18 protein-coding genes are annotated in these 17406 nt (G+C 66.4%); 12 read left to right on the top strand and 6 right to left on the bottom strand.

Going from position 1 to position 17406, the window contains the following annotated elements:
- The first annotated feature begins 13 nt into the window (after positions 1–13).
- The 4 genes from FHW94_RS14870 (at position 14) to FHW94_RS14855 (ending at position 3827) form a co-directional block, all read left to right on the top strand.
- Positions 14–703: an ATP12 family protein gene (locus FHW94_RS14870; protein WP_168556638.1), complete on the top strand. Its 690-nt coding sequence runs from the start codon at positions 14–16 to the stop codon at positions 701–703.
- A 93-nt stretch (positions 704–796) separates the two neighbouring features.
- Positions 797–1363, top strand: a complete 567-nt coding sequence (def, locus tag FHW94_RS14865) for a peptide deformylase (RefSeq protein ID WP_168556637.1) — start codon at positions 797–799, stop codon at positions 1361–1363.
- Positions 1364–1452: 89 nt separating this feature from the next.
- Positions 1453–2979 (top strand): DNA recombination protein RmuC, encoded by a 1527-nt coding sequence (gene rmuC, locus FHW94_RS14860; protein WP_168556636.1) that lies wholly within the window; start codon positions 1453–1455, stop codon positions 2977–2979.
- Positions 2980–3149: 170 nt separating this feature from the next.
- Positions 3150–3827, top strand: coding sequence for a hypothetical protein (locus tag FHW94_RS14855; RefSeq protein ID WP_168556635.1), 678 nt, complete (start codon positions 3150–3152; stop codon positions 3825–3827).
- A 143-nt stretch (positions 3828–3970) separates the two neighbouring features.
- On the opposite strand, the gene FHW94_RS14850 is transcribed toward FHW94_RS14855, so the two are convergent.
- The 3 genes from FHW94_RS14850 to FHW94_RS14840 are packed head-to-tail and all read right to left on the bottom strand — an operon-like array spanning position 3971 to position 6422.
- Positions 3971–4303, bottom strand: a complete 333-nt coding sequence (locus FHW94_RS14850; RefSeq protein WP_168556634.1) for a 2Fe-2S iron-sulfur cluster-binding protein — start codon at positions 4301–4303, stop codon at positions 3971–3973.
- A gap of 5 nt (positions 4304–4308) precedes the next feature.
- The gene (locus FHW94_RS14845) at positions 4309–5394 is read right to left on the bottom strand and encodes a cysteine desulfurase family protein (protein WP_168556633.1); all 1086 of its coding nucleotides are present in this window, start codon (positions 5392–5394) and stop codon (positions 4309–4311) included.
- Positions 5391–6422: an aminotransferase class V-fold PLP-dependent enzyme gene (locus tag FHW94_RS14840; RefSeq protein WP_168556632.1), complete on the bottom strand. Its 1032-nt coding sequence runs from the start codon at positions 6420–6422 to the stop codon at positions 5391–5393. Before FHW94_RS14840 ends, FHW94_RS14845 begins: the two co-directional genes overlap by 4 nt.
- A gap of 144 nt (positions 6423–6566) precedes the next feature.
- Here FHW94_RS14840 and FHW94_RS14835 point away from each other — a divergent pair, with 144 nt between their 5' ends.
- Positions 6567–7223, top strand: coding sequence for an alpha/beta hydrolase (locus FHW94_RS14835; protein ID WP_022677177.1), 657 nt, complete (start codon positions 6567–6569; stop codon positions 7221–7223).
- Between the two features lie 67 nt (positions 7224–7290).
- Here FHW94_RS14835 and FHW94_RS14830 read toward each other — a convergent pair whose 3' ends face one another.
- Positions 7291–8826: a glycosyltransferase family 39 protein gene (locus FHW94_RS14830; protein ID WP_349237526.1), complete on the bottom strand. Its 1536-nt coding sequence runs from the start codon at positions 8824–8826 to the stop codon at positions 7291–7293.
- Positions 8827–9008: 182 nt separating this feature from the next.
- On the bottom strand, positions 9009–10613 hold the full coding sequence (locus tag FHW94_RS14825) for a phosphoenolpyruvate carboxykinase (protein WP_168556631.1): 1605 nt from the start codon (positions 10611–10613) through the stop codon (positions 9009–9011).
- A gap of 351 nt (positions 10614–10964) precedes the next feature.
- Here FHW94_RS14825 and FHW94_RS14820 point away from each other — a divergent pair, with 351 nt between their 5' ends.
- The 7 genes from FHW94_RS14820 to FHW94_RS14790 all read left to right on the top strand — a co-directional run bounded on the left by FHW94_RS14820 (position 10965) and on the right by FHW94_RS14790 (position 16668).
- Positions 10965–11750 (top strand): response regulator transcription factor, encoded by a 786-nt coding sequence (locus FHW94_RS14820; protein ID WP_168556630.1) that lies wholly within the window; start codon positions 10965–10967, stop codon positions 11748–11750.
- Complete coding sequence (locus FHW94_RS14815; RefSeq protein ID WP_168556629.1) at positions 11747–13366, top strand: ATP-binding protein; 1620 nt, start codon at positions 11747–11749, stop codon at positions 13364–13366. Before FHW94_RS14820 ends, FHW94_RS14815 begins: the two co-directional genes overlap by 4 nt.
- Complete coding sequence (locus FHW94_RS14810) at positions 13363–13827, top strand: HPr kinase/phosphatase C-terminal domain-containing protein (RefSeq protein WP_168556628.1); 465 nt, start codon at positions 13363–13365, stop codon at positions 13825–13827. The genes FHW94_RS14815 and FHW94_RS14810 overlap by 4 nt, the downstream gene beginning before the upstream one ends.
- A 68-nt stretch (positions 13828–13895) precedes the next feature.
- A complete protein-coding gene (gene rapZ, locus FHW94_RS14805) occupies positions 13896–14873 on the top strand; it encodes an RNase adapter RapZ (protein ID WP_246866166.1) in 978 nt (325 codons plus the stop codon).
- Between the two features lie 196 nt (positions 14874–15069).
- Positions 15070–15474 (top strand): PTS sugar transporter subunit IIA, encoded by a 405-nt coding sequence (locus FHW94_RS14800; RefSeq protein ID WP_022677184.1) that lies wholly within the window; start codon positions 15070–15072, stop codon positions 15472–15474.
- Positions 15475–15527: 53 nt separating this feature from the next.
- Positions 15528–15824: an HPr family phosphocarrier protein gene (locus FHW94_RS14795; protein ID WP_168556627.1), complete on the top strand. Its 297-nt coding sequence runs from the start codon at positions 15528–15530 to the stop codon at positions 15822–15824.
- Between the two features lie 40 nt (positions 15825–15864).
- A complete protein-coding gene (locus FHW94_RS14790; protein WP_168556626.1) occupies positions 15865–16668 on the top strand; it encodes an RNA methyltransferase in 804 nt (267 codons plus the stop codon).
- Positions 16669–16804: 136 nt separating this feature from the next.
- Here the strand turns inward: FHW94_RS14790 and recR are convergent, their stop codons facing one another.
- Complete coding sequence (recR, locus tag FHW94_RS14785; RefSeq protein ID WP_168556625.1) at positions 16805–17398, bottom strand: recombination mediator RecR; 594 nt, start codon at positions 17396–17398, stop codon at positions 16805–16807.
- Positions 17399–17406: the final 8 nt, after the last annotated feature.

The raw sequence follows: 17406 nt of genomic DNA, 5'->3' as shown, positions 1-17406 counted from the left end.
AGATTTCTCCGGCATGAAGCGCTTCTATAAAGACGTCACCGTCTCATCCGAAGACGGCGGCTTTCGTGTGTGCCTGGATGGGCGCGGCATCCGAACGCAAGGTGGCAATCCCCAGATCGTGCCCAGCGCTGCCCTTGCCCAGGCCATGGCTGCCGAATGGGCCGATCAGGGCGAAACGCTCGACACCGCGCGCTTCGCCTTTCGCGACATGGCGGACTATGCGATCGACGTGGTGGCCCCTGCCCCCGATACCGCCCGCGCCGATCTCATGCCTTATGCCGAGACGGACACGCTGTGCTATCGCGCCGAGCCGGACGAGCCGCTCGCCGCGCGGCAGCGCCTGTTGTGGGAACCGCTGGTGACCATGGCCGAAGCACAGCATGGCGTTTCTTTCACCCGCGTTTCGGGCGTAATGCACAAGCCCCAACCCGAAGCGACGCTCTCGGCCCTGCGGGCCGCGCTCGATCCGCTCTCGCCCTTTGCCTTGGCCGCACTGCGCAACACCACCAGCCTGGCAGCCTCGCTAATCATCGGCCTGGCGGCACTCGATCCCGAAGCCGATCTCGTCGCGCTATGGGACGCAGCTTGCGTGGAAGAAGACTGGCAGGCAGAGTTGTGGGGCAAGGACGAACAGGCCCAGGCCCACCGCGCGCGGCGCGGCCAAGCCTTCGCCACCGCCGCCAGGTTTGCCCGCCTTTTATGAATTAGGTCGTGAACTCATAAATGGCGCCCCACCGATCACCGTGATCGAATCCCTCGCCTTGCGACTCCGCGCCGCAACGCCTATCTTGCCGGCATGGCTATCCGCGAAATCCTTGAAGTTCCCGATCCGCGCCTCAAGCAGGTCTCGGCTCCGGTGGAAAAGTTCGACGACGAACTGCGCACGCTCGTGTCCGACATGTTCGACACGATGTACGATGCCCCCGGCATCGGCCTTGCCGCCATCCAGGTGGGCGTGCCCCTGCGCGTGCTGGTAATCGATCTCCAGCCCGAGGACGAAGACGCCGAGCCGGAGCATTGCCACGACCACGGCTGTGGCCATGCCCACCTGCCCGTGCGCCGCGAACCGCGGGTGTTCATCAACCCCGAAATTCTCGATCCTTCCGAAGAACATGCGATCTATCGCGAAGGCTGCCTCTCGGTGCCGGAAATCTACGCCGAGGTGGAACGGCCCGCCAGCATCCGCGCCCGCTGGCAGGATCTGGATGGCCAGACGCACGAGGAAGCAATCGACGGCCTCCTGGCCACCTGCCTCCAGCACGAGATGGACCATCTCGAAGGCGTCCTGTTCATCGACCACCTCTCGCGCCTCAAGCGCCAGATGGCGCTCAAGAAGCTGGACAAGCTGCGCAAGGTGGCCTGAGCGGCCCTTGCAATTGAGGATAAAGCGGCCCGGCACATTGCGTTGCCGGGCCGCTTCGTTTACGTTCCCGCTCTGTTCTTGACTGGAGAGTGAACGTGGCGGTGGCTTTCGTGATCGTGGCGCTGGTGATCGGCCTGGCCTTGGGCTGGTTTTTCGGCTCGCGCCCCCTGGCCGAGGCACAGGGCCGCGCCGCCGCGCGCGAGGGCGAAGCGCGCGAGGCGCAGGCACAAGTCAAGGCCATGGCAGTGGATCTGGCCACGATGGCCGAGCGCGCGCGGCAAGTGGAGCAGGTTGCGGCCGAGCGCGACGCCTTGCGGGCCGAGCGCGATGGCCTCGCGTCCCGCCTGGCTGCCGCCAGCGAGCGCGCCGCCGAGGCCGATAGCCTGCGCGATGCCCTGCACGAAGCCCGCCAGGCACGCGAGGACCTGCGTGCCGAACTGGCGCGGGTGAAGGCGGATGCCGCCAACTTTGCCGAGCAGAAGCGCCTGCTGATCGAAGCACAGGAAGCCTTGCGCCGTGAATTCGAGAATGCCGGCAACAAGGTGCTGGAACGCGCGCAGGAAGCCTTCATGGTCCGCGCCCAGGAACGCTTTGCCCAGAGCGAGGAAAAGGCCGCGCAATCGCTGCGCGCGCTGCTTGCCCCGGTGGACCAGCGCCTGAAAAGCTATGAAGAACAGGTTGGCAAGCTGGAGCGCGAGCGGGTGGATGCCTTCGGCAATCTCACCGGGCTGATCCAGGCCATGCGCGAAGGGCAGGAGCAGGTCCGCGCCGAAGCCGCGCGGCTGGGCAATTCGCTGCGCAACGCGCCCAAGGCGCGCGGCCGCTGGGGCGAACAGCAATTGCGCAACGTGCTGGAACAGTGCGGCCTGGCCGAACACACCGATTTCGTGACCGAGCATTCGATCGACACCGACGAGGGCCGCCTGCGCCCCGACGCCATCGTGCGCATTCCCGGCAACAAGCTGCTGGTGATCGATGCCAAGGTCTCGCTCAACGCCTATCAGGATGCGTTCGAAGCGGCGGACGACACCGCGCGCGGCGTGGCCCTGGCCGCGCATGTGCAATCCATGCGCAACCACATCCAGACGCTGGGCGCCAAATCCTATCAAAGCCAGTTCGAGGAAGCGCCCGACTATGTGCTGATGTTCGTGCCGGGCGAACACTTCATCGCCGCCGCGCTCGAACGCGATCCGCAACTGTGGGATTTCGCGTTCGACCGCCGCGTCCTGCTCGCCTCGCCCACCAACCTCGTCGCCATCTGCCGCACCGTGGCCCAGGTCTGGCGCCAGGATGGCCTGGCGCGCGAGGCACGCGAGATCGGGCGCATGGGCGGTGAGCTTTACGATCGCCTGGCCGTGGCCGCCGATCACTTGAAGCGCGTGGGTTCCGGCCTGGAAAGCGCCGTGGTGAACTACAACAAGTTCGTCGGCAGCTTTGAACGCAATGTCCTGTCGGCCGGGCGGCGCTTGCGCGAAAAGCACATCGAGATCGGCAAGCGCGAAGTTGAGGAAGTGGCTCTGGTGGAAACCGCCCCGCGCTATGTCGCGGCAGACACGGTGGCGGAACTGGCCGCGCCTGCTGGCGTTGCGGTAGACGGGGAACCGGCTGCGGGGTAAACGTACAAGCGATGGCGAACGAGCGGAAACCATGGGCGCGCAAGGCAGGCGTGGCGCTGCTCTCTCTCGGCCTGGCGGTCGCCGCGTGTCAACGGCAGCCAACGCCGCAAGAGAGCGATAGCCCCTCTGCCACCCCGAGCGCGCAACCCACACCCGAACCGGCGCCCAGCGTGCCGGAGCCAAGCCCCAGCCCGACGCTGGCGCTCCCGGTCAAGCCTACGCCCGAAGCGCCGATGACGCCGGCCGATACGGCAGCAGCCCTGCCCGCGATGGCTCTCCCTCCGCGCGACGATTGCGCCGCGCTGCCCGGCTGGAGCGTCTTTGCCGCGCGGCTCGCCACTGCGGTCAAAGCCCGCGACGCCGCTGCCCTGGCCGCATTGTCCTCGCCCGACGTCACGCTCGATTATGGCGGCGGCCATGGTCCGGCCGAATTGCAAAAGCGCCTGTCCGCGCCCAGCGGCCAGGCCGTCTGGACCGATCTGGCGCGCATCCTGCCCTTGGGCTGCGCCGTGCAAGGCGATCTCGTGGTCCTGCCGTGGTTCTTCTGGAACGTGCCCGATGAAGTCGATCCGGGCATGACCATGTTGGTAACCGGCCAGGGCGTGCCGCTGCGCGCAAAGCCCAGCGACACGGCTGAAGAAGTGGACAAGCTGGACTGGTCGCTCGTCACCATCGCCACAACGCCGGCTTACAACCCGGCGGCGCGCTATACCGCCGTCATCACCGGCAAGCCGCAGCGCAAGGGCTATATCGAAACCGCCCGCCTGCGCAGCCTCCTCGCCCGCCGCATCATCGCCGAACGCAAGGGCGAGGACTGGCGGATCAGCGCCTTGGTGGCGGGGGACTGAGGCCTCGCGCCGGGGACCTCGACAAGCTCAGCCTGAACGGGGATGGAGTGGTGGTTAACTGCCGCCTATGGAGAACGCTGCGCCCATTTGCCAAGCAACTTCCGTCGCCTCTTCGGGCATAGCAGTAGAAGTAGCCAACAATCTCAACGCGGCTGCATGTCCCGCGCTTCGGCAGGCACGCGCACTTCCAGGCCGTCGAGCGCGTCGTCCAGCACGATCTGGCAGGCGAGGCGGCTGGTGCGGGTGACGCCGGCAGCCAGGTCGAGCATGTCTTCCTCGTCTTCCGAGGCATCGGTCAGGCGTTCGAACCACTGCGCCGCCACGATCACGTGGCAGGTGGAACAGGCCATCTGGCCTTCGCAGGTACCTTCCAGCGGCATCCCGGCATTCTGGCCCAGTTCCAGCAGGCGTTGTCCTGCCTCGCCCTGGGCGACGACGCTCTGGCCATCGGCGGTGAGGAAGGTGACGCGAACCATAAGCACTAGACTCCCTGCGCATGCGCTGCCGCATTCAGTACGGCAGCAGCCTCCTCCAGTTCCTCTGCCCTTGTATAACGTCCGAAACCGATGCGGATCGCGGTTTTGGTATCCCTGTCCGAAAGTCCCAGGGCGCGCAAGACATGGCTGGGCCTGCCAGAGCCGCTGGCACAGGCCGATCCTGCAGAAAATGCCACAGTGCGGCATTCCGACAACAGCCGGCCAACGTCCAAACCGGGCCGGCGCAGGTTCAGGTTGCCGTGCCAGCGCTGCGTCGCACTGCCGTTCAACGTCCAGCCTTCGAACAGGCCAAGGGCCTGTTTCCACAGGTCGTCGACATGTTCCCCATCGCTTTTCCACAGGCTGGTGCACAGGGCAGCAGCCACGCCGAAGCCGGCGCAAAGCGCTGGGCTGAGCGTGCCCGAGCGCAGGCCGCCTTCCTGCCCGCCACCATGAACCAGGGGCGCCAGATCAAGGCCATCGCGCACCCACAGCGCGCCGATGCCTTTGGGGCCATGCAGCTTGTGGGCCGAAATCGCCACCAGATCGGCGCCTTCGGGCGCCGCGAGCTTGCCCGCCCCCTGCACGGCATCGCACAGGAACAGCGCGCCCATGGCATGCGCGCGCGCGGCAAGATCGGCCACCGGCTGCACCGTGCCGATTTCGTTGTTGACCTGCATCACCGCGACAAGGCCCGTCCCAGGCGGGATCGGCACATCGGGATCGACCAGCCCGTCTGCCCCCACGGGCAGCACGGTGAGCGCAGGATCGTGAAAGCGGGCGGTATCGAGCACGGCGGCATGTTCGATCGCCGAAACCGCCAGGCGTCGTTGCCCCAGGCCGGCAACGGCCAGGTTGAGCGCCTCGGTGGCGCCCGAGGTGAAGATCACGCGCCCACCGGGCGGAAGCAGCGCGGCGACGCGGGCGCGCGCCGCTTCCACCGCCGCTGCCGCCCCACGGCCCGGACGATGCGGGCTATGCGGATTGGCATAGCCGGCGCGCGGGTCTTCCGGCCCGGCGAGCCAGGGCAGCATGGCGGCACGCGCCTCGGGCGCCAGGGGCGTGGTCGCCTGGTAATCGAGATAGATCATGCCAGCCCCGCAATCGTGCGCCAGGCGGCCACGAAGCGGTCGACCGCCTCGGCCGTGGTTTCGCGCCCGAGCGAGACGCGAATCACTTCGTTCGGCTGCGCCACGCCCATGGCATCGAGCACGTGGCTGGTGCGCAGCGAACCAGAGGAGCAGGCGCTCCCCGCCGAAACCGCCATGCCCATGCCATCGAACCGGATCAGCTGCGCCGTCGCCGATTTGCCCGGCATGCGATAGGCCCCGATCGCGGCCAGGCGCGGTGCATCGGCGGCAATGACGTCTGCGCCGCTTGCCACCAGCGCCGCTTCCAGCCGGGCGCGCAGGGCCTGCACGCCGTCGAGCCAGGCATTGCCCGCTTCCAGGGCCGCGGCCATGGCCAGGGCACCCGGCAGGTTTTCCGTGCCGGGGCGATAGCCGCGCTCTTGCCCGCCGGTGGGATGCAGCAAGGCCCAATCGCGCACCAGCAGCGCACCAATGCCGATCGGCCCGCCGAACTTGTGCGCGGAAATGGCAATCAGGTCAGCCTCGGGCAGCGCCAGCTTGCCCGCGCCCTGCGCCGCATCGGCCAGCAGAACGCCACCCGCGCCGCGCACGGCCTCGGCTACCTCGGCCAGCGGCTGAATCACCCCGGTTTCGTTGTTCACCTGCTGCACCGCCACCAGGCCGCGCAGCGCGCAGTCTGCCGGATCGACTTGCCCCAGCCCATCTGTCGCCAGGCGCGCGGCGCTGCCGGCAAGGCGCAGCACCGCCTCGTGCTCCACGGCCGAAACCGCCAGCAACGGGGCCTTGGCCCGGCCAATCGCCAGCGCCAGCGCTTCGCTCGCCCCGCTGGTCAGCACCACTTCGCCGCTCCAGCCCAGCGCCGCCTTGATCCGGGCCCGCGCATCCTCCAGCGCAGCGCGCGCAGCGCGGCCCGCCCCGTGCGGGCTGGACGGATTGGCCCAGCGCTCCAGCCCCTCCAGCAGCGCCGCGCGGGCCTGGGGCAGCAGCGGCGTGGTGGCCGCATGATCGAAATAAAGCGAGACCGACAACGAGAAATCCCGGAAAAGTTGCGTTTGTAGGGTTCGTTTCTATATAGCGACCAGTTCCATGCCCAGCCCCGACCGCGCACTGCCCTGAAAACAGGGCCTTGCACAGTGGGTCTCGGGCCAGCCAACAGGTTCATCAGGTCAACGATGCCCGCAGTCATCTTCCCCGGTCCCGAAGGCCGCCTCGAAGGCCGCTTTCAACCCGCCACGCGCAGCCGTGCGCCCGTCGCCATGATCCTGCACCCCCACCCGCAGGCGGGGGGCACGATGAACGACCGCGTCACCCAGGCGCTGTACAAGACATTCGTGGCGCGCGGCTTTGCCACGCTGCGCTTCAACTTCCGCGGCGTGGGGCGCAGCCAGGGCAGCTTCGACAACGGCGTGGGCGAACTGTCCGATGCCGCCGCCGCGCTCGATTGGGTGCAGTCGATCCATCCCGAAGCCTCGGCCACGTGGATTGCCGGCTATTCGTTCGGCGCGCTGATCGGCATGCAATTGCTGATGCGCCGGCCCGAGATCCGCGGCTTTATCTCGGTCTCGCCGCCGGCCAACATGTATGACTTCAGCTTCCTGGCGCCCTGCCCGGCCTCGGGCATCATCGTGCAGGGTTCGGCCGATACGGTGGTGACGCCCAACGCCGTGCAGAAGCTGGTCGACAAGCTGCGCACGCAAAAGCACATCACCATCCACCACGATGAAATCCCGCGCGCCAACCACTTCTATGAAAACGAGTTGGACGAGATGATGAAGTCGGTCGACAACTACCTAGACTTCCGCCTTTCGCCCGATTGCCCGATCCGCTGATCGGCACCCGTCAGGGCTGACATGCAAGAGGCCCCGGCAGCGCGATCTGCCGGGCCTTTTCGTTGGCCTATTGCGGGTTGTCCGCGCGCGGATCGTGGATCGGTGCCGGGCCGGGGTGCAGATCGCGCCTTGCCCAGATGAAAAAGGTGCGGTCGAAGGTGGGCACGCGATCCACCAAGACATAGTCGCGGGCCAGCGCGGCGCGAACCAAAGCCTGCGTTCCGGGTGCAACATGGGGAACTACAGGGCGGCTTGCCGTGACAATGGCGCCGGGCCGCGCGGCAAGGACGCGTTGCTCTTCCACCACGGGATCCACGCCCAGTGCCATCGCCTCGACCGGATTGTTGAGATGATCGGGATAGATATAGCGTGTCGGCGCCTGCGCCTTGGCCAGCAAATAGAGCACAGCCGGTCCGTCGTAGACATACAAGGGATGTCCGACAACATAAGGCTGGATCCTCTCCACCATCCGCGCTGTGGCATGCTGATAATGGCCACGCAGAAAGTAATAGGCTGGCGTTCCAAGCGCTGGCCACAACAGCAGCAGGCAAGCCGCCGCAAACCCGTGCGGTCCGCGTCGAACCGCGCCGGCCGAAGCAAGTGCCAGCGGCAAGGCAACGGTGATGAAATAGAAATCGAAGAAATCGCCGAGCAGTGCGAACCCGGCAAAGGCGCTGGCGACCCAGCCGGCCAGCAGCCAGAAATCAGAGCGCGCCGTATCGTGCAGCCGTTGCCGGCTTTGCCATAGGCCCCACAGGCCGGTGGCAATCAGGCCCCCGGCCATGGCGATGATCGTCATCGCCTGATCATGGCGAACTTGCGCCGAGAACGGCAAACGACGAAAAATCGAAACGAAGTTTGCGTAGATGTAGTCGTCGAGATGGCCGTTGGCCGCGTAGCAGCCGATCGCGAGTGCAGTAGGCGCCAAAGCGGCCAACACCATGGCCGTTGCCAGCGCGACGATCCTCGTCGGTGCTACGCCCAAGCGCCAAAGGCGCCAAAGGAACCAGCAGCCCAGGAACATCCCTTCGATCACGGGCGTGTATTTGAACTGGATTGCGATGCCCATCGCCAGCATCGCAGCAAGGGCCTGGCGCGCCACCGCCCCCGCACGCTCCTCGTCATTCGCGTTGAATGCGCACCACACCGCAAACGCGGTGAGCGCATTATAGATCACCGCGGCTTGGCCACCGGCGCCGTGAAGCACGTTGAGCGTCAGCACATAGGCAATCGCAACGACAACAGCCGCAGTTTCCGAGGCGTGGCGCCGCGCCATGGCGCGGATCAAGCAGGCCGTGATTGCAACGCAAGCTGCGGCGACCAACTGATATTGAACAATGCCATCGCCACCCAGCAGGCGGATGGCAGCATAGAATGCAAACAGGCCAAGCGGCTTGCGGTCCCACATGTCGACGTAAGGCAATTGGCCATGCCACATGCCATCGCCCACCAGCAGATAGAGTTGCTCGTCGAAATCGAGAATCGGGTTGCCAATGGTCGGCAGCCGGATCAGGAGCGTGACAAAAGCGATAAGCGCATAGGGCCACCAACGCGGCAGGCGTGATGCCGCCCATCGCCAAGGCGCCCCCCGATCACTGGCCACACCCGCTTCCATTGCTGCCGTTGCCACGCATTGCCCCGTACGATTGCCCGGGCAGACCATGGCGCACACTCGGTAAGAGCATGGTTAACACGCCGACAAAGAGGGGCCGCCAAAACGCGAAGCCCCCGGTGTGCCAGGGCACACCGGGGGCAATGCAGGCGCCACGTGGGCAGCGCGAAGGATCAGGCCGAGACGGGCGCTGCCTTGCGGACGCTTTCGTCCACGTGCTCAACGAACTGTTCGAAGTTGTCGATGAACTTCTTGACCAGTTCCTGCGCGGTCTTGTCGTATTCGCCGGCATCGGCCCAGGCGCCGCGCGGATCGAGCAGGCGCGTGTCGACGCCCGGCACTTCCACCGGCACTTCGAAGCCGAAGTTGGGATCTTCCCGGAATTCAGCGCTGTTCAGGCTGCCATCGAGCGCGGCGTTGAGCAGGGCACGGGTGGCCTTGATCGGCATGCGCTTGATGCCTTCCTGCGTGGCCTTGCCGCCCGACCAGCCGGTGTTGACCAGCCAGCACTTCACCCCGCCCTTGGCAATGCGTTCCTTGAGCAGGTTGCCGTAGACCGACGGGTGGCGCGGCATGAACGGCGCGCCAAAGCAGGTGGAGAACGTGGCTTCCGGTTCGGTCACGCCGATTTCGGTGCCTGCCACGCGCGCGGTGTAGCCCGAGAGGAAGTGGTACATCGCCTGGTCGGGCGTGAGACGCGCGATCGGGGGCAACACGCCATAGGCGTCAGCGGTCAGGAAAATGAGGTTCTGCGGCACCGGGCCGAGGTTTTCTTCCGAAGCGTTGGGAATGAAATCGATGGGATAGGAGCCACGGCTGTTTTCAGCCAGGCTGGCATCGTCGAGGTCGATCTCACGCGTGACCGGATCGATGACCACGTTTTCCAGCACCGTGCCGAAACGCTTGGTGGTGGCAAAGATTTCCGGCTCGGCTTCGGCCGAAAGGCGGATCATCTTGGCATAGCAGCCGCCTTCGAAGTTGAAGACCGCCGTATCGGACCAGCCGTGTTCGTCATCCCCGATCAGGGTGCGGCTGGCATCGGCCGAAAGCGTGGTCTTGCCGGTGCCCGACAGACCGAAGAACACCGCCGTGTCGCCATTGGGGCCGATGTTGGCCGAGCAATGCATCGGCATCACGCCCTTGGCCGGCAGCAGATAGTTGAGAATGCCAAAGACCGACTTCTTCATTTCGCCGGCATAAGCGGTGCCGCCGATGAGGATCAGCTTTTCGGTGAAGTTCACAGCAATCACGGTTTCGGTGCGGCAGCCATGGCGGGCCGGATCGGCGCGGAAGCTGGGCAGATCGATGATGGTGTATTCGGGCACGAAGCCGGCGAGTTCATCGTTGGTCGGGCGCACCAGCAGCGTGCGGATGAACAGGTTGTGCCAGGCAAATTCGTTGATCACGCGCACGTTGACGCGGTTTTCCGCCTGCGAGCCACCGAACAGGTCCGCCACATAGAGCTTGTCCTTGGTGCCCAGCGCGGCAATGAAATCTTCCTTGAGCGCGGCGAAATGGGCCGGGGTCATCCCCACGTTGGTCTTGCCCCACCATACGGTGTTTTCGGTTTCGGCATCGCGGACGATGAACTTGTCCTTGGCCGAGCGGCCGGTGTGCTTGCCGGTGGCGACCACGAAGGGGCCATCCTTGGCCAGGACGCCTTCGCCGTTCTTCACCGCATGTTCCACCAAGGGGGCGGTGCCGAGATTGGCAAACAGCTCGGCAGGTTCAGGAAAACCCTGCGCGGACAAGGAAATGTTCAGGCTGTTGGCGGACATCACAAGCCTCCCATAGGTGGGCCATGCCGCGCCGTCAGGCCCCGTGGGGCGATCGGATGGCGCGCGGGCCGTTGATTGCAAAAGCGCGGTATCAAGCGTTGTCGCGCGTCCGTCTTGCGGCTTTGCATACGAATGCCGAATACGAATGCGCGACTCTATGTTCGGATAGTTGACCGCTTCCCCTACGTCAAACCGGAAGCGCCCAAGATTTTTGCGCAGCAAGTTGCACAATTTTCAACTGCGGGAGGCGGCGGGAGGGCAAGGCCCCATGCGCGGAACCGCGCTTTCTTGCCAGTTGGCGCGCCCGGGCCTAGTCTGCGCAGCCACGCCAGCAGGATCGCCGCCACGCCCATGCAAAACGCTTCTGCCCCGCATTCCGCTGCCCAGCCGGCCGGGCAGCCTGTTGCGCAGGACCAGCCGCGGCGCACGATCGCGCTGGTCGATGACGACCGCAACATCCTTACCACGGTATCGATCGCGCTGCAGACCGAAGGCTTTGCCACGCGCCTCTACACCGACGGCGACAACGCGCTCAAAGCGCTGCTCGACAATCCGCCCGACCTGGCGGTGTGCGACATCAAGATGCCGCGCATGGATGGGCTGGAATTGCTGCGCCGCCTGCGCGAACAAAGCGACCTGCCGGTGATCTTCCTCACCAGCAAGGACGACGAGGCGGACGAAGCCCTGGGCCTGGCCATGGGGGCCGACGATTACATCGCCAAGCCCTTCAGCCAGCGCCTGCTGCTGGCCCGCATCCGCGCCATCCTGCGACGCAGCGAGATCGTGCGCCGCGATATCGTGGCCGCCGATGCAGAAGCGCCCGAAGCCCTGCCCGATCCGATCCGCCGCGGGCGGCTGGTGATGGACCCTGCCCGCCATGTGGTGACCTGGAACGACAAGCTGGTCTCGCTGACCGTCACCGAATTCCTGATCCTGGAAGCGCTGGCAGTGCGCCCCGGCGTGGTGCGCACGCGCGACCAGCTGATGAACGCGGCCTATCACGATGACGTGTTCGTCGATGATCGGACCATCGACAGCCACATCAAGCGCCTGCGCCGCAAGTTCCGTGCCGTCGATTCGCAGTTTTCCGCGATCGAGACGCTCTACGGCGCTGGCTACAGCTATAGCGAAGAATGATAGCCCCGCCGGGCCAGCCTGCCGATCGCCCGACGCGTGCGCTTGTGCCACGCGCGTTGCGGCCGCGCGGCGTTTCGCTCACCACGCGCATTCTCGCCGTCAACGTCATTGCCCTGGCGCTGCTGGCGGGCAGCTTCTTCTATCTCGACAGCTATCGCACGCAGTTGCTGGGGGAGCGCTTCAAGCTGGCGCGGGCCGAAGCGGAAATCGCCGCCGATGCGCTCGACGGCGGCAATGCGGCGCAGCAAAAGGCGTTGCTGGTGCGGATCGGGCGCGAACAGCGGTTGCGGCTGCGCCTGTTCGACCGGCATGGCCGCCTGGAGGCAGACAGCTTTGCCCTGGCGCCGCCCAGCTTTGCGCTCGTCGATCCAGCCGGAGAGGCATGGTACCAGCACGCCGCGCGCCTGCTCGACCGCGGCGTGGATTTCATCGTCGGCGCGCCGCCGGTAGAGCGCTATGCCGAACCGGCCACGTCCGACGCGGCCAACTGGCCCGAAGTGGTGCGCGCCCAAGCTGCGGGCTCCACCCAGGTCTACTTGCGCTATGCACCCGATCGCACCCCGGTGTTGACCGCCGCCACGCCAGTGGGGCCACCGGGCGGCCAGATGCTGCTGGCGATGCGCAACGCGGTGGATATCACCCAGGCGGTGCGCGATGCGCGCCAGACGCTGGTGATCATCATCGGCCTGGCCCTGATGCTCTCGGTGCAGCTCTCGCTGTTCCTGGCGCGCACCATCGTGCAGCCGCTGCGCGCGCTGGTGCGGGCAGCCGTGCGCGTGCGGCTGGGGCGCGATCGCGAAGTGGTGGTGCCGCGCCTGCCCGAACGCGGCGACGAGATCGGCATGCTCGCCCGCGCCTTTTCCGACATGACCATGGCCCTGCGCCATCGCATCGATGCGGTGGAAAGCTTTGCCGCCGACGTCGCCCACGAATTGAAGAACCCGCTCGCCAGCCTGGCCAGCGCCATCGAATCGCTCGACCGGGTGGAGGATCCCGCCCTGCGCCGGCAGTTGACCGCCATCGCCACCCACGACGTGCAGCGCATCGACCGGCTGATTACCGAGATTGCCGATGCCAGCCGGATCGACGCGGAATTGAGCCGCGCTACGTTCGTGCGGCTCGATCTGGGCGGTCTGGCTGCGCAAGTGGTGGGCGCGCGCGGCGCGCGCGACACGCGCGGAGGCGCCGTCATCCGGCTGGACCAGCCGCTCGATTCGCCACTGGCGCCGATGGTGGTGGGCGATGCCATGCGGCTGGAACGGGTGCTGGAAAACCTACTGGACAATGCCGTGTCGTTTTCTCCGCCCGGCGGCAGAGTGGACGTGACGGTGTGGACCGAATGGGGCAGCGAGGGTGAGGATTCGCGCGTGCTGCTGAGCGTGACGGACCAAGGCCCGGGGATTCCCGCCAGCGAGCGCGACAAGGTGTTCGAGCGCTTCCATTCGGTGCGCCCGGCCGAGGAGGCTTTTGGCGCGCATAGCGGCCTGGGCCTAGCCATCGCCCGCACCATTGCCGAGGCGCACGATGGCCGCCTGACCATCATCGACCGCCCCGATGGCGCGCCCGGTGCCTGCCTGGTGCTGGCGCTTCCCCATGCCGGGCACGCCCTGGCATGAGCGGCAAAGGCACTGTTCACCAGGCCACCGCGGTGGCGATCGGCGGGCGCGCGGTGATGATCGAAGGCCCGCCGGGCAGCGGCAAATCCAGCCTGGCGCTTGCCCTGATCGACCGCGGCGCCGTGCTGGTGGGCGATGACGGACTGGTCTTGCTGCCCGGCGGGCCAGGCCAAGGGCTGATCGCGCAGCCCCATCCCAACACCGCCGGCTTGCTGGAAGTGCGCAACCTGGGCTTGCTGCCGTTTCACCACGTGAAACAGGCGCCGGTGGCGCTGGTGCTGCAGCTCGACACGCAGGCGCCGCGTTTCGTGGAGGCGGCGGAGACCGTGGTGCGCGCCGGCATTGCCCTGCCCATGCTGCGGCTTTGGCCCGAGACACCGATGCTGGCACTGCGCGCCGCGCTGGCACTGGAACGCTATGGCCTGACGCCGGAAAACGGCGCCGGTGCGTCTGGTTGCTGAAACCTTTGGGCCGGACCGTCGCGTAACCGCACTTTTCTTTGCCGCCCATTGCGCGCAAAAGGTCCGCCATGGTCGCCCAGGAAATGTCTTCCCCGCCCCTTGTGGATTCGCCGCAGCACATTCCGCCCCAGCGCGTCCTGCTCGTCACCGGCCTGCTGGGCGCGGGCAAAACCACCGCGCTGCGCACGCTGGAAGACCTGGGCTGGGAAGCGATCGACAATTTTCCGATCCGCCTGCTCGATCGCCTCTTGGAAACCGAGCCAGGCCAGGCGCGCGCCGAGAGCGGCGTCGATAACGGCACGCAACTGGCGATCGGGTTCGACACGCGCACGCGCGGGTTCGATCCGCAGGCAATCATCGAACGGGTCAAGGCCTTGAGCGCACGGCCCAATCTTTCCGTGACGACGCTGTTCCTCGATTGCGGCGGGGCCGAACTGGAGCGGCGCTACAACGAAACGCGCCGTCGCCACCCGATGAGCGAGGACAAGCCTGCCGCCAGCGGCATTGCGGCCGAGCGCGACCTGCTCGCCCCGCTGCGCCGCTGGGCCGACGTGGTCATATCCACCACCGATTTCACCACCAACGATCTGCAGCAGGCGATCCGCCAGCAGTTCGGTGCGATCTCACCGAGTCGCACTACGCTCACGATCAGCAGCTTCGGCTTCTCGCGCGGCACGCCCCCGCTTGCCGACCTGGTGTTCGACATGCGCTTCCTCAACAATCCGCATTGGGACGAAACACTGCGCCCGATGACCGGCAAGGATGCCCCAGTGGGCGACTACATCCGCCAGGATCCCGCCTTTGCCGAGGCTTTCGAGCGGATTCTGGGCCTCCTCCTCCTTCTCCTGCCGCGCTTTGCCGCGCAGGGGAAAGCCTATGTCAACATCGCCTTCGGTTGCACCGGCGGGCGCCACCGCTCGGTGTTCATGGCCGAAGAAATCGCACAAGGCTTGCGCAATGCGGGTTTTTCACCCACATTGTTGCACCGCAACCTTGCCGCGCGGGGGGCCAACCTGTTGGAAGGCGCACAAGCGGTGCAGGTGTGACAGTGATGCCAGTGACTAAGACACCAAAGACAACGACAATGCAGGCGAACAACGCCCTGCGCCTGAGGGATGGGACCGGTCTGAAAGTCATGCCTTGTGAATGCCAGCATTCTGGCAGCCCGCAGGTGCTCGCCAAGGCTCTGTTAAGCCTGGCCGTGGCATCGTGTAAGGCTGCATTTCGGAGCCCGTTCCCTTCATGATCGGTCTGATTCTCGTCACCCATGGTGCCCTTGCCGACGAATTCATCCACGCGATGGAACATGTCGTGGGCCGACAACAGGACGTCATCGGCGTCTGTATCGGCCCCAACGACGACATGGAGCGACGCCGCAAGGAGATCGCCGATGCCATCCGCCGCGTCGATAGCGGCGAAGGCGTCATCATCCTGACCGACCTGTTCGGGGGCACCCCTTCTAACCTGGCCATCTCGCTGATGCAGGCGGGGCGGGTCGAAGTGATCGCGGGCATCAACCTGCCCATGCTGATCCGGCTTGCCAAGGCGCGCGGATGCATGAATGTTCGCGATGCCACCGCCGCTGCGCGCGACGCTGGCCGCAACTATATAACGATCGCGTCGGAATTCCTGGGCCAGGACGCCTGATTTTCCAGCCGCGACACACGCCATCAGGGACGGGCAGGGAAGAGGAAACGCCGATGTCGAGCCAAAGCTACGTTGCCCGAGAGACGATCACCATCGTCAACCAGCGCGGCCTGCATGCCCGCGCGAGTGCCAAGTTCGTCAACGCCGTGGCCAAGCTGCCGTCGGGCGTGGACGTGAAGGTGTTCAAGGACGGCACCGAGGCGGCCGGTGGCTCGATCCTGGGCCTGATGATGCTCGGCGCGGCCAAGGGCGACTCGATCGACGTGGAGGTCTCCGGCCCCGAGGAAGAGGCCGAGCAGGTGCTGCTCAAGCTGGCCGGCCTGGTCAAGGACGGGTTCGGGGAAGACTGAACCCTTGCCCATCGCTGCGTGCTGACGCATGGGCAATGCCATGTCCCGCCGCGTCATCACCGGGTTTTCCAACCCCACCGTCAAGTTCGTGCGCAGCCTGCGCGACAAGAAGCACCGCAAGCGCGAGCAGCGCTTTCTGGCCGAAGGCTTGCGCCTGCTGACCGACGCGCGCGCCGGCGGGCGCCTTCCGGAAATCCTGCTGATGGCGCAAGGGCGCGAGGCGCACCCCCTGCTGGCCGATCTGGAACAGGCCGTGGCAGCAGCCGGCGGCGACGTGATCGAACTGCCGGTCGATATCCTCGCCAAGGTGACCGGCAAGGACAATCCCCAGGCCGTGGCTGGCGTCTTTGCCGAATGGAACACCGGGCTTGACCAGATCGATCGCAGTGCCGCGCCGCTGTGGCTGGTGGCACAGGCCATGCGCGATCCGGGCAACCTCGGCACCATGCTGCGCACCGCCGATGCCGTGGGCGCGGGCGGGCTGATCCTGATCGACGATTGCGTCGATCCTTTCTCGGTAGAGGCCGTGCGCGCCAGCATGGGCGCGATTTTCACGCAATCCCTGGCCCAGGCCCGCTGGGACGAATTCCTGCCCTGGCTGCGCGCCGGGTCAGGCCAACTCGTTGCCGCCTCGCTGCGCGATGCCGTGCCCTATCGCGGGGCGCCTTATGCCAGCCCCTGCTTCATCATGGTGGGCAACGAATCGCGGGGATTGCCCGAAGACTATGAACTGGCCTGCGACTTGCGCGTGACCATGCCGATGAAAGGCCGCGCCGACAGCCTCAACGCCGCCGTGGCAGCGGCCGTGCTGGCCTATGAGGTCTTGGCCGGGCTGGAGGGATAAGTCTGACGCAGGGGCTTCGCCAAGTTCAGCCCGAACGGCATTCACGGAAAAATCCCCGCCCCCGTTCGCCCTGAGCCTGTCGAAGGGCATGTCCTGAGCCTGTCGAAGGGCGCTGGCGCAACGCCCGACAGCCCACCTAAACCGGCCGCCGCGCCCGCAAGGCCTGGGCTAGCGTGCCTTCGTCCATATAATCCAGTTCCCCGCCCACGGGCAGGCCATGGGCCAGTTGCGTTACCCGCACCGGCAGGTCTTCCAGCCGCTCGGCGATGTAGTGCGCGGTGGTCTGGCCTTCCAGCGTGGCGTTCATGGCCAGCACCACCTCGTCGATCCCCCCGGCCCGAACGCGTTCGAGCAATCGGCCGATCGTCAGGTCTTCCGGCCGCACCCCTTCCAGCGCGGAAAGCCGCCCGCCGAGCACATGATAGCGCCCGGTGAACAGCCGCGCGCGGTCCAGCGCCCAGAGGTCCGCGACATCCTCCACCACGCACAGTGCGCGCGCATCGCGGCGCGGATCGGCGCAGATGCCGCAGGGGTTGCTGGTATCGACGTTGCCGCACACACTGCATTCCACCAGCCCTGCCCGCACGTGTTCGAGCGCGACCAGCAGCTGCGGCAGCGCGCTTTCCCGCCGCTTGATCAGCCACAGCACGGCCCGCCGCGCAGAGCGGGGGCCAAGGCCGGGTAGACGGGCCAGTGCGCTCGCCAGCGCCTCGATCTCTTGCGATGCCATGGCGCGAC

The organism is Novosphingobium sp. SG720 (assembly GCF_012275365.1).
GTDB lineage: Bacteria > Pseudomonadota > Alphaproteobacteria > Sphingomonadales > Sphingomonadaceae > Novosphingobium > Novosphingobium rhizosphaerae.
Note: the sequence above shows the minus strand (reverse complement) of the source record. Positions and strands in the feature narration are given on the sequence as shown.

Excerpts from the sequence above, each read along its gene's own strand:
- FHW94_RS14850 (WP_168556634.1), bottom strand. The coding sequence starts at position 4,303 with ATGGTTCGCGTCACCTTCCTCACCGCCGATGGCCAGAGCGTCGTCGCC.
- FHW94_RS14795 (WP_168556627.1), top strand. The coding sequence starts at position 15,528 with ATGTCGAGCCAAAGCTACGTTGCCCGAGAGACGATCACCATCGTCAAC.
- FHW94_RS14820 (WP_168556630.1), top strand. The coding sequence starts at position 10,965 with ATGCAAAACGCTTCTGCCCCGCATTCCGCTGCCCAGCCGGCCGGGCAG.
- FHW94_RS14835 (WP_022677177.1), top strand. The coding sequence starts at position 6,567 with ATGCCCGCAGTCATCTTCCCCGGTCCCGAAGGCCGCCTCGAAGGCCGC.
- rapZ (WP_246866166.1), top strand. The coding sequence starts at position 13,896 with ATGGTCGCCCAGGAAATGTCTTCCCCGCCCCTTGTGGATTCGCCGCAG.
- FHW94_RS14810 (WP_168556628.1), top strand. The coding sequence starts at position 13,363 with ATGAGCGGCAAAGGCACTGTTCACCAGGCCACCGCGGTGGCGATCGGC.
- def (WP_168556637.1), top strand. The coding sequence starts at position 797 with ATGGCTATCCGCGAAATCCTTGAAGTTCCCGATCCGCGCCTCAAGCAG.
- FHW94_RS14800 (WP_022677184.1), top strand. The coding sequence starts at position 15,070 with ATGATCGGTCTGATTCTCGTCACCCATGGTGCCCTTGCCGACGAATTC.
- FHW94_RS14870 (WP_168556638.1), top strand. The coding sequence starts at position 14 with ATGAAGCGCTTCTATAAAGACGTCACCGTCTCATCCGAAGACGGCGGC.
- FHW94_RS14815 (WP_168556629.1), top strand. The coding sequence starts at position 11,747 with ATGATAGCCCCGCCGGGCCAGCCTGCCGATCGCCCGACGCGTGCGCTT.
- recR (WP_168556625.1), bottom strand. The coding sequence starts at position 17,398 with ATGGCATCGCAAGAGATCGAGGCGCTGGCGAGCGCACTGGCCCGTCTA.
- FHW94_RS14845 (WP_168556633.1), bottom strand. The coding sequence starts at position 5,394 with ATGATCTATCTCGATTACCAGGCGACCACGCCCCTGGCGCCCGAGGCG.
- FHW94_RS14825 (WP_168556631.1), bottom strand. The coding sequence starts at position 10,613 with ATGTCCGCCAACAGCCTGAACATTTCCTTGTCCGCGCAGGGTTTTCCT.
- FHW94_RS14790 (WP_168556626.1), top strand. The coding sequence starts at position 15,865 with ATGTCCCGCCGCGTCATCACCGGGTTTTCCAACCCCACCGTCAAGTTC.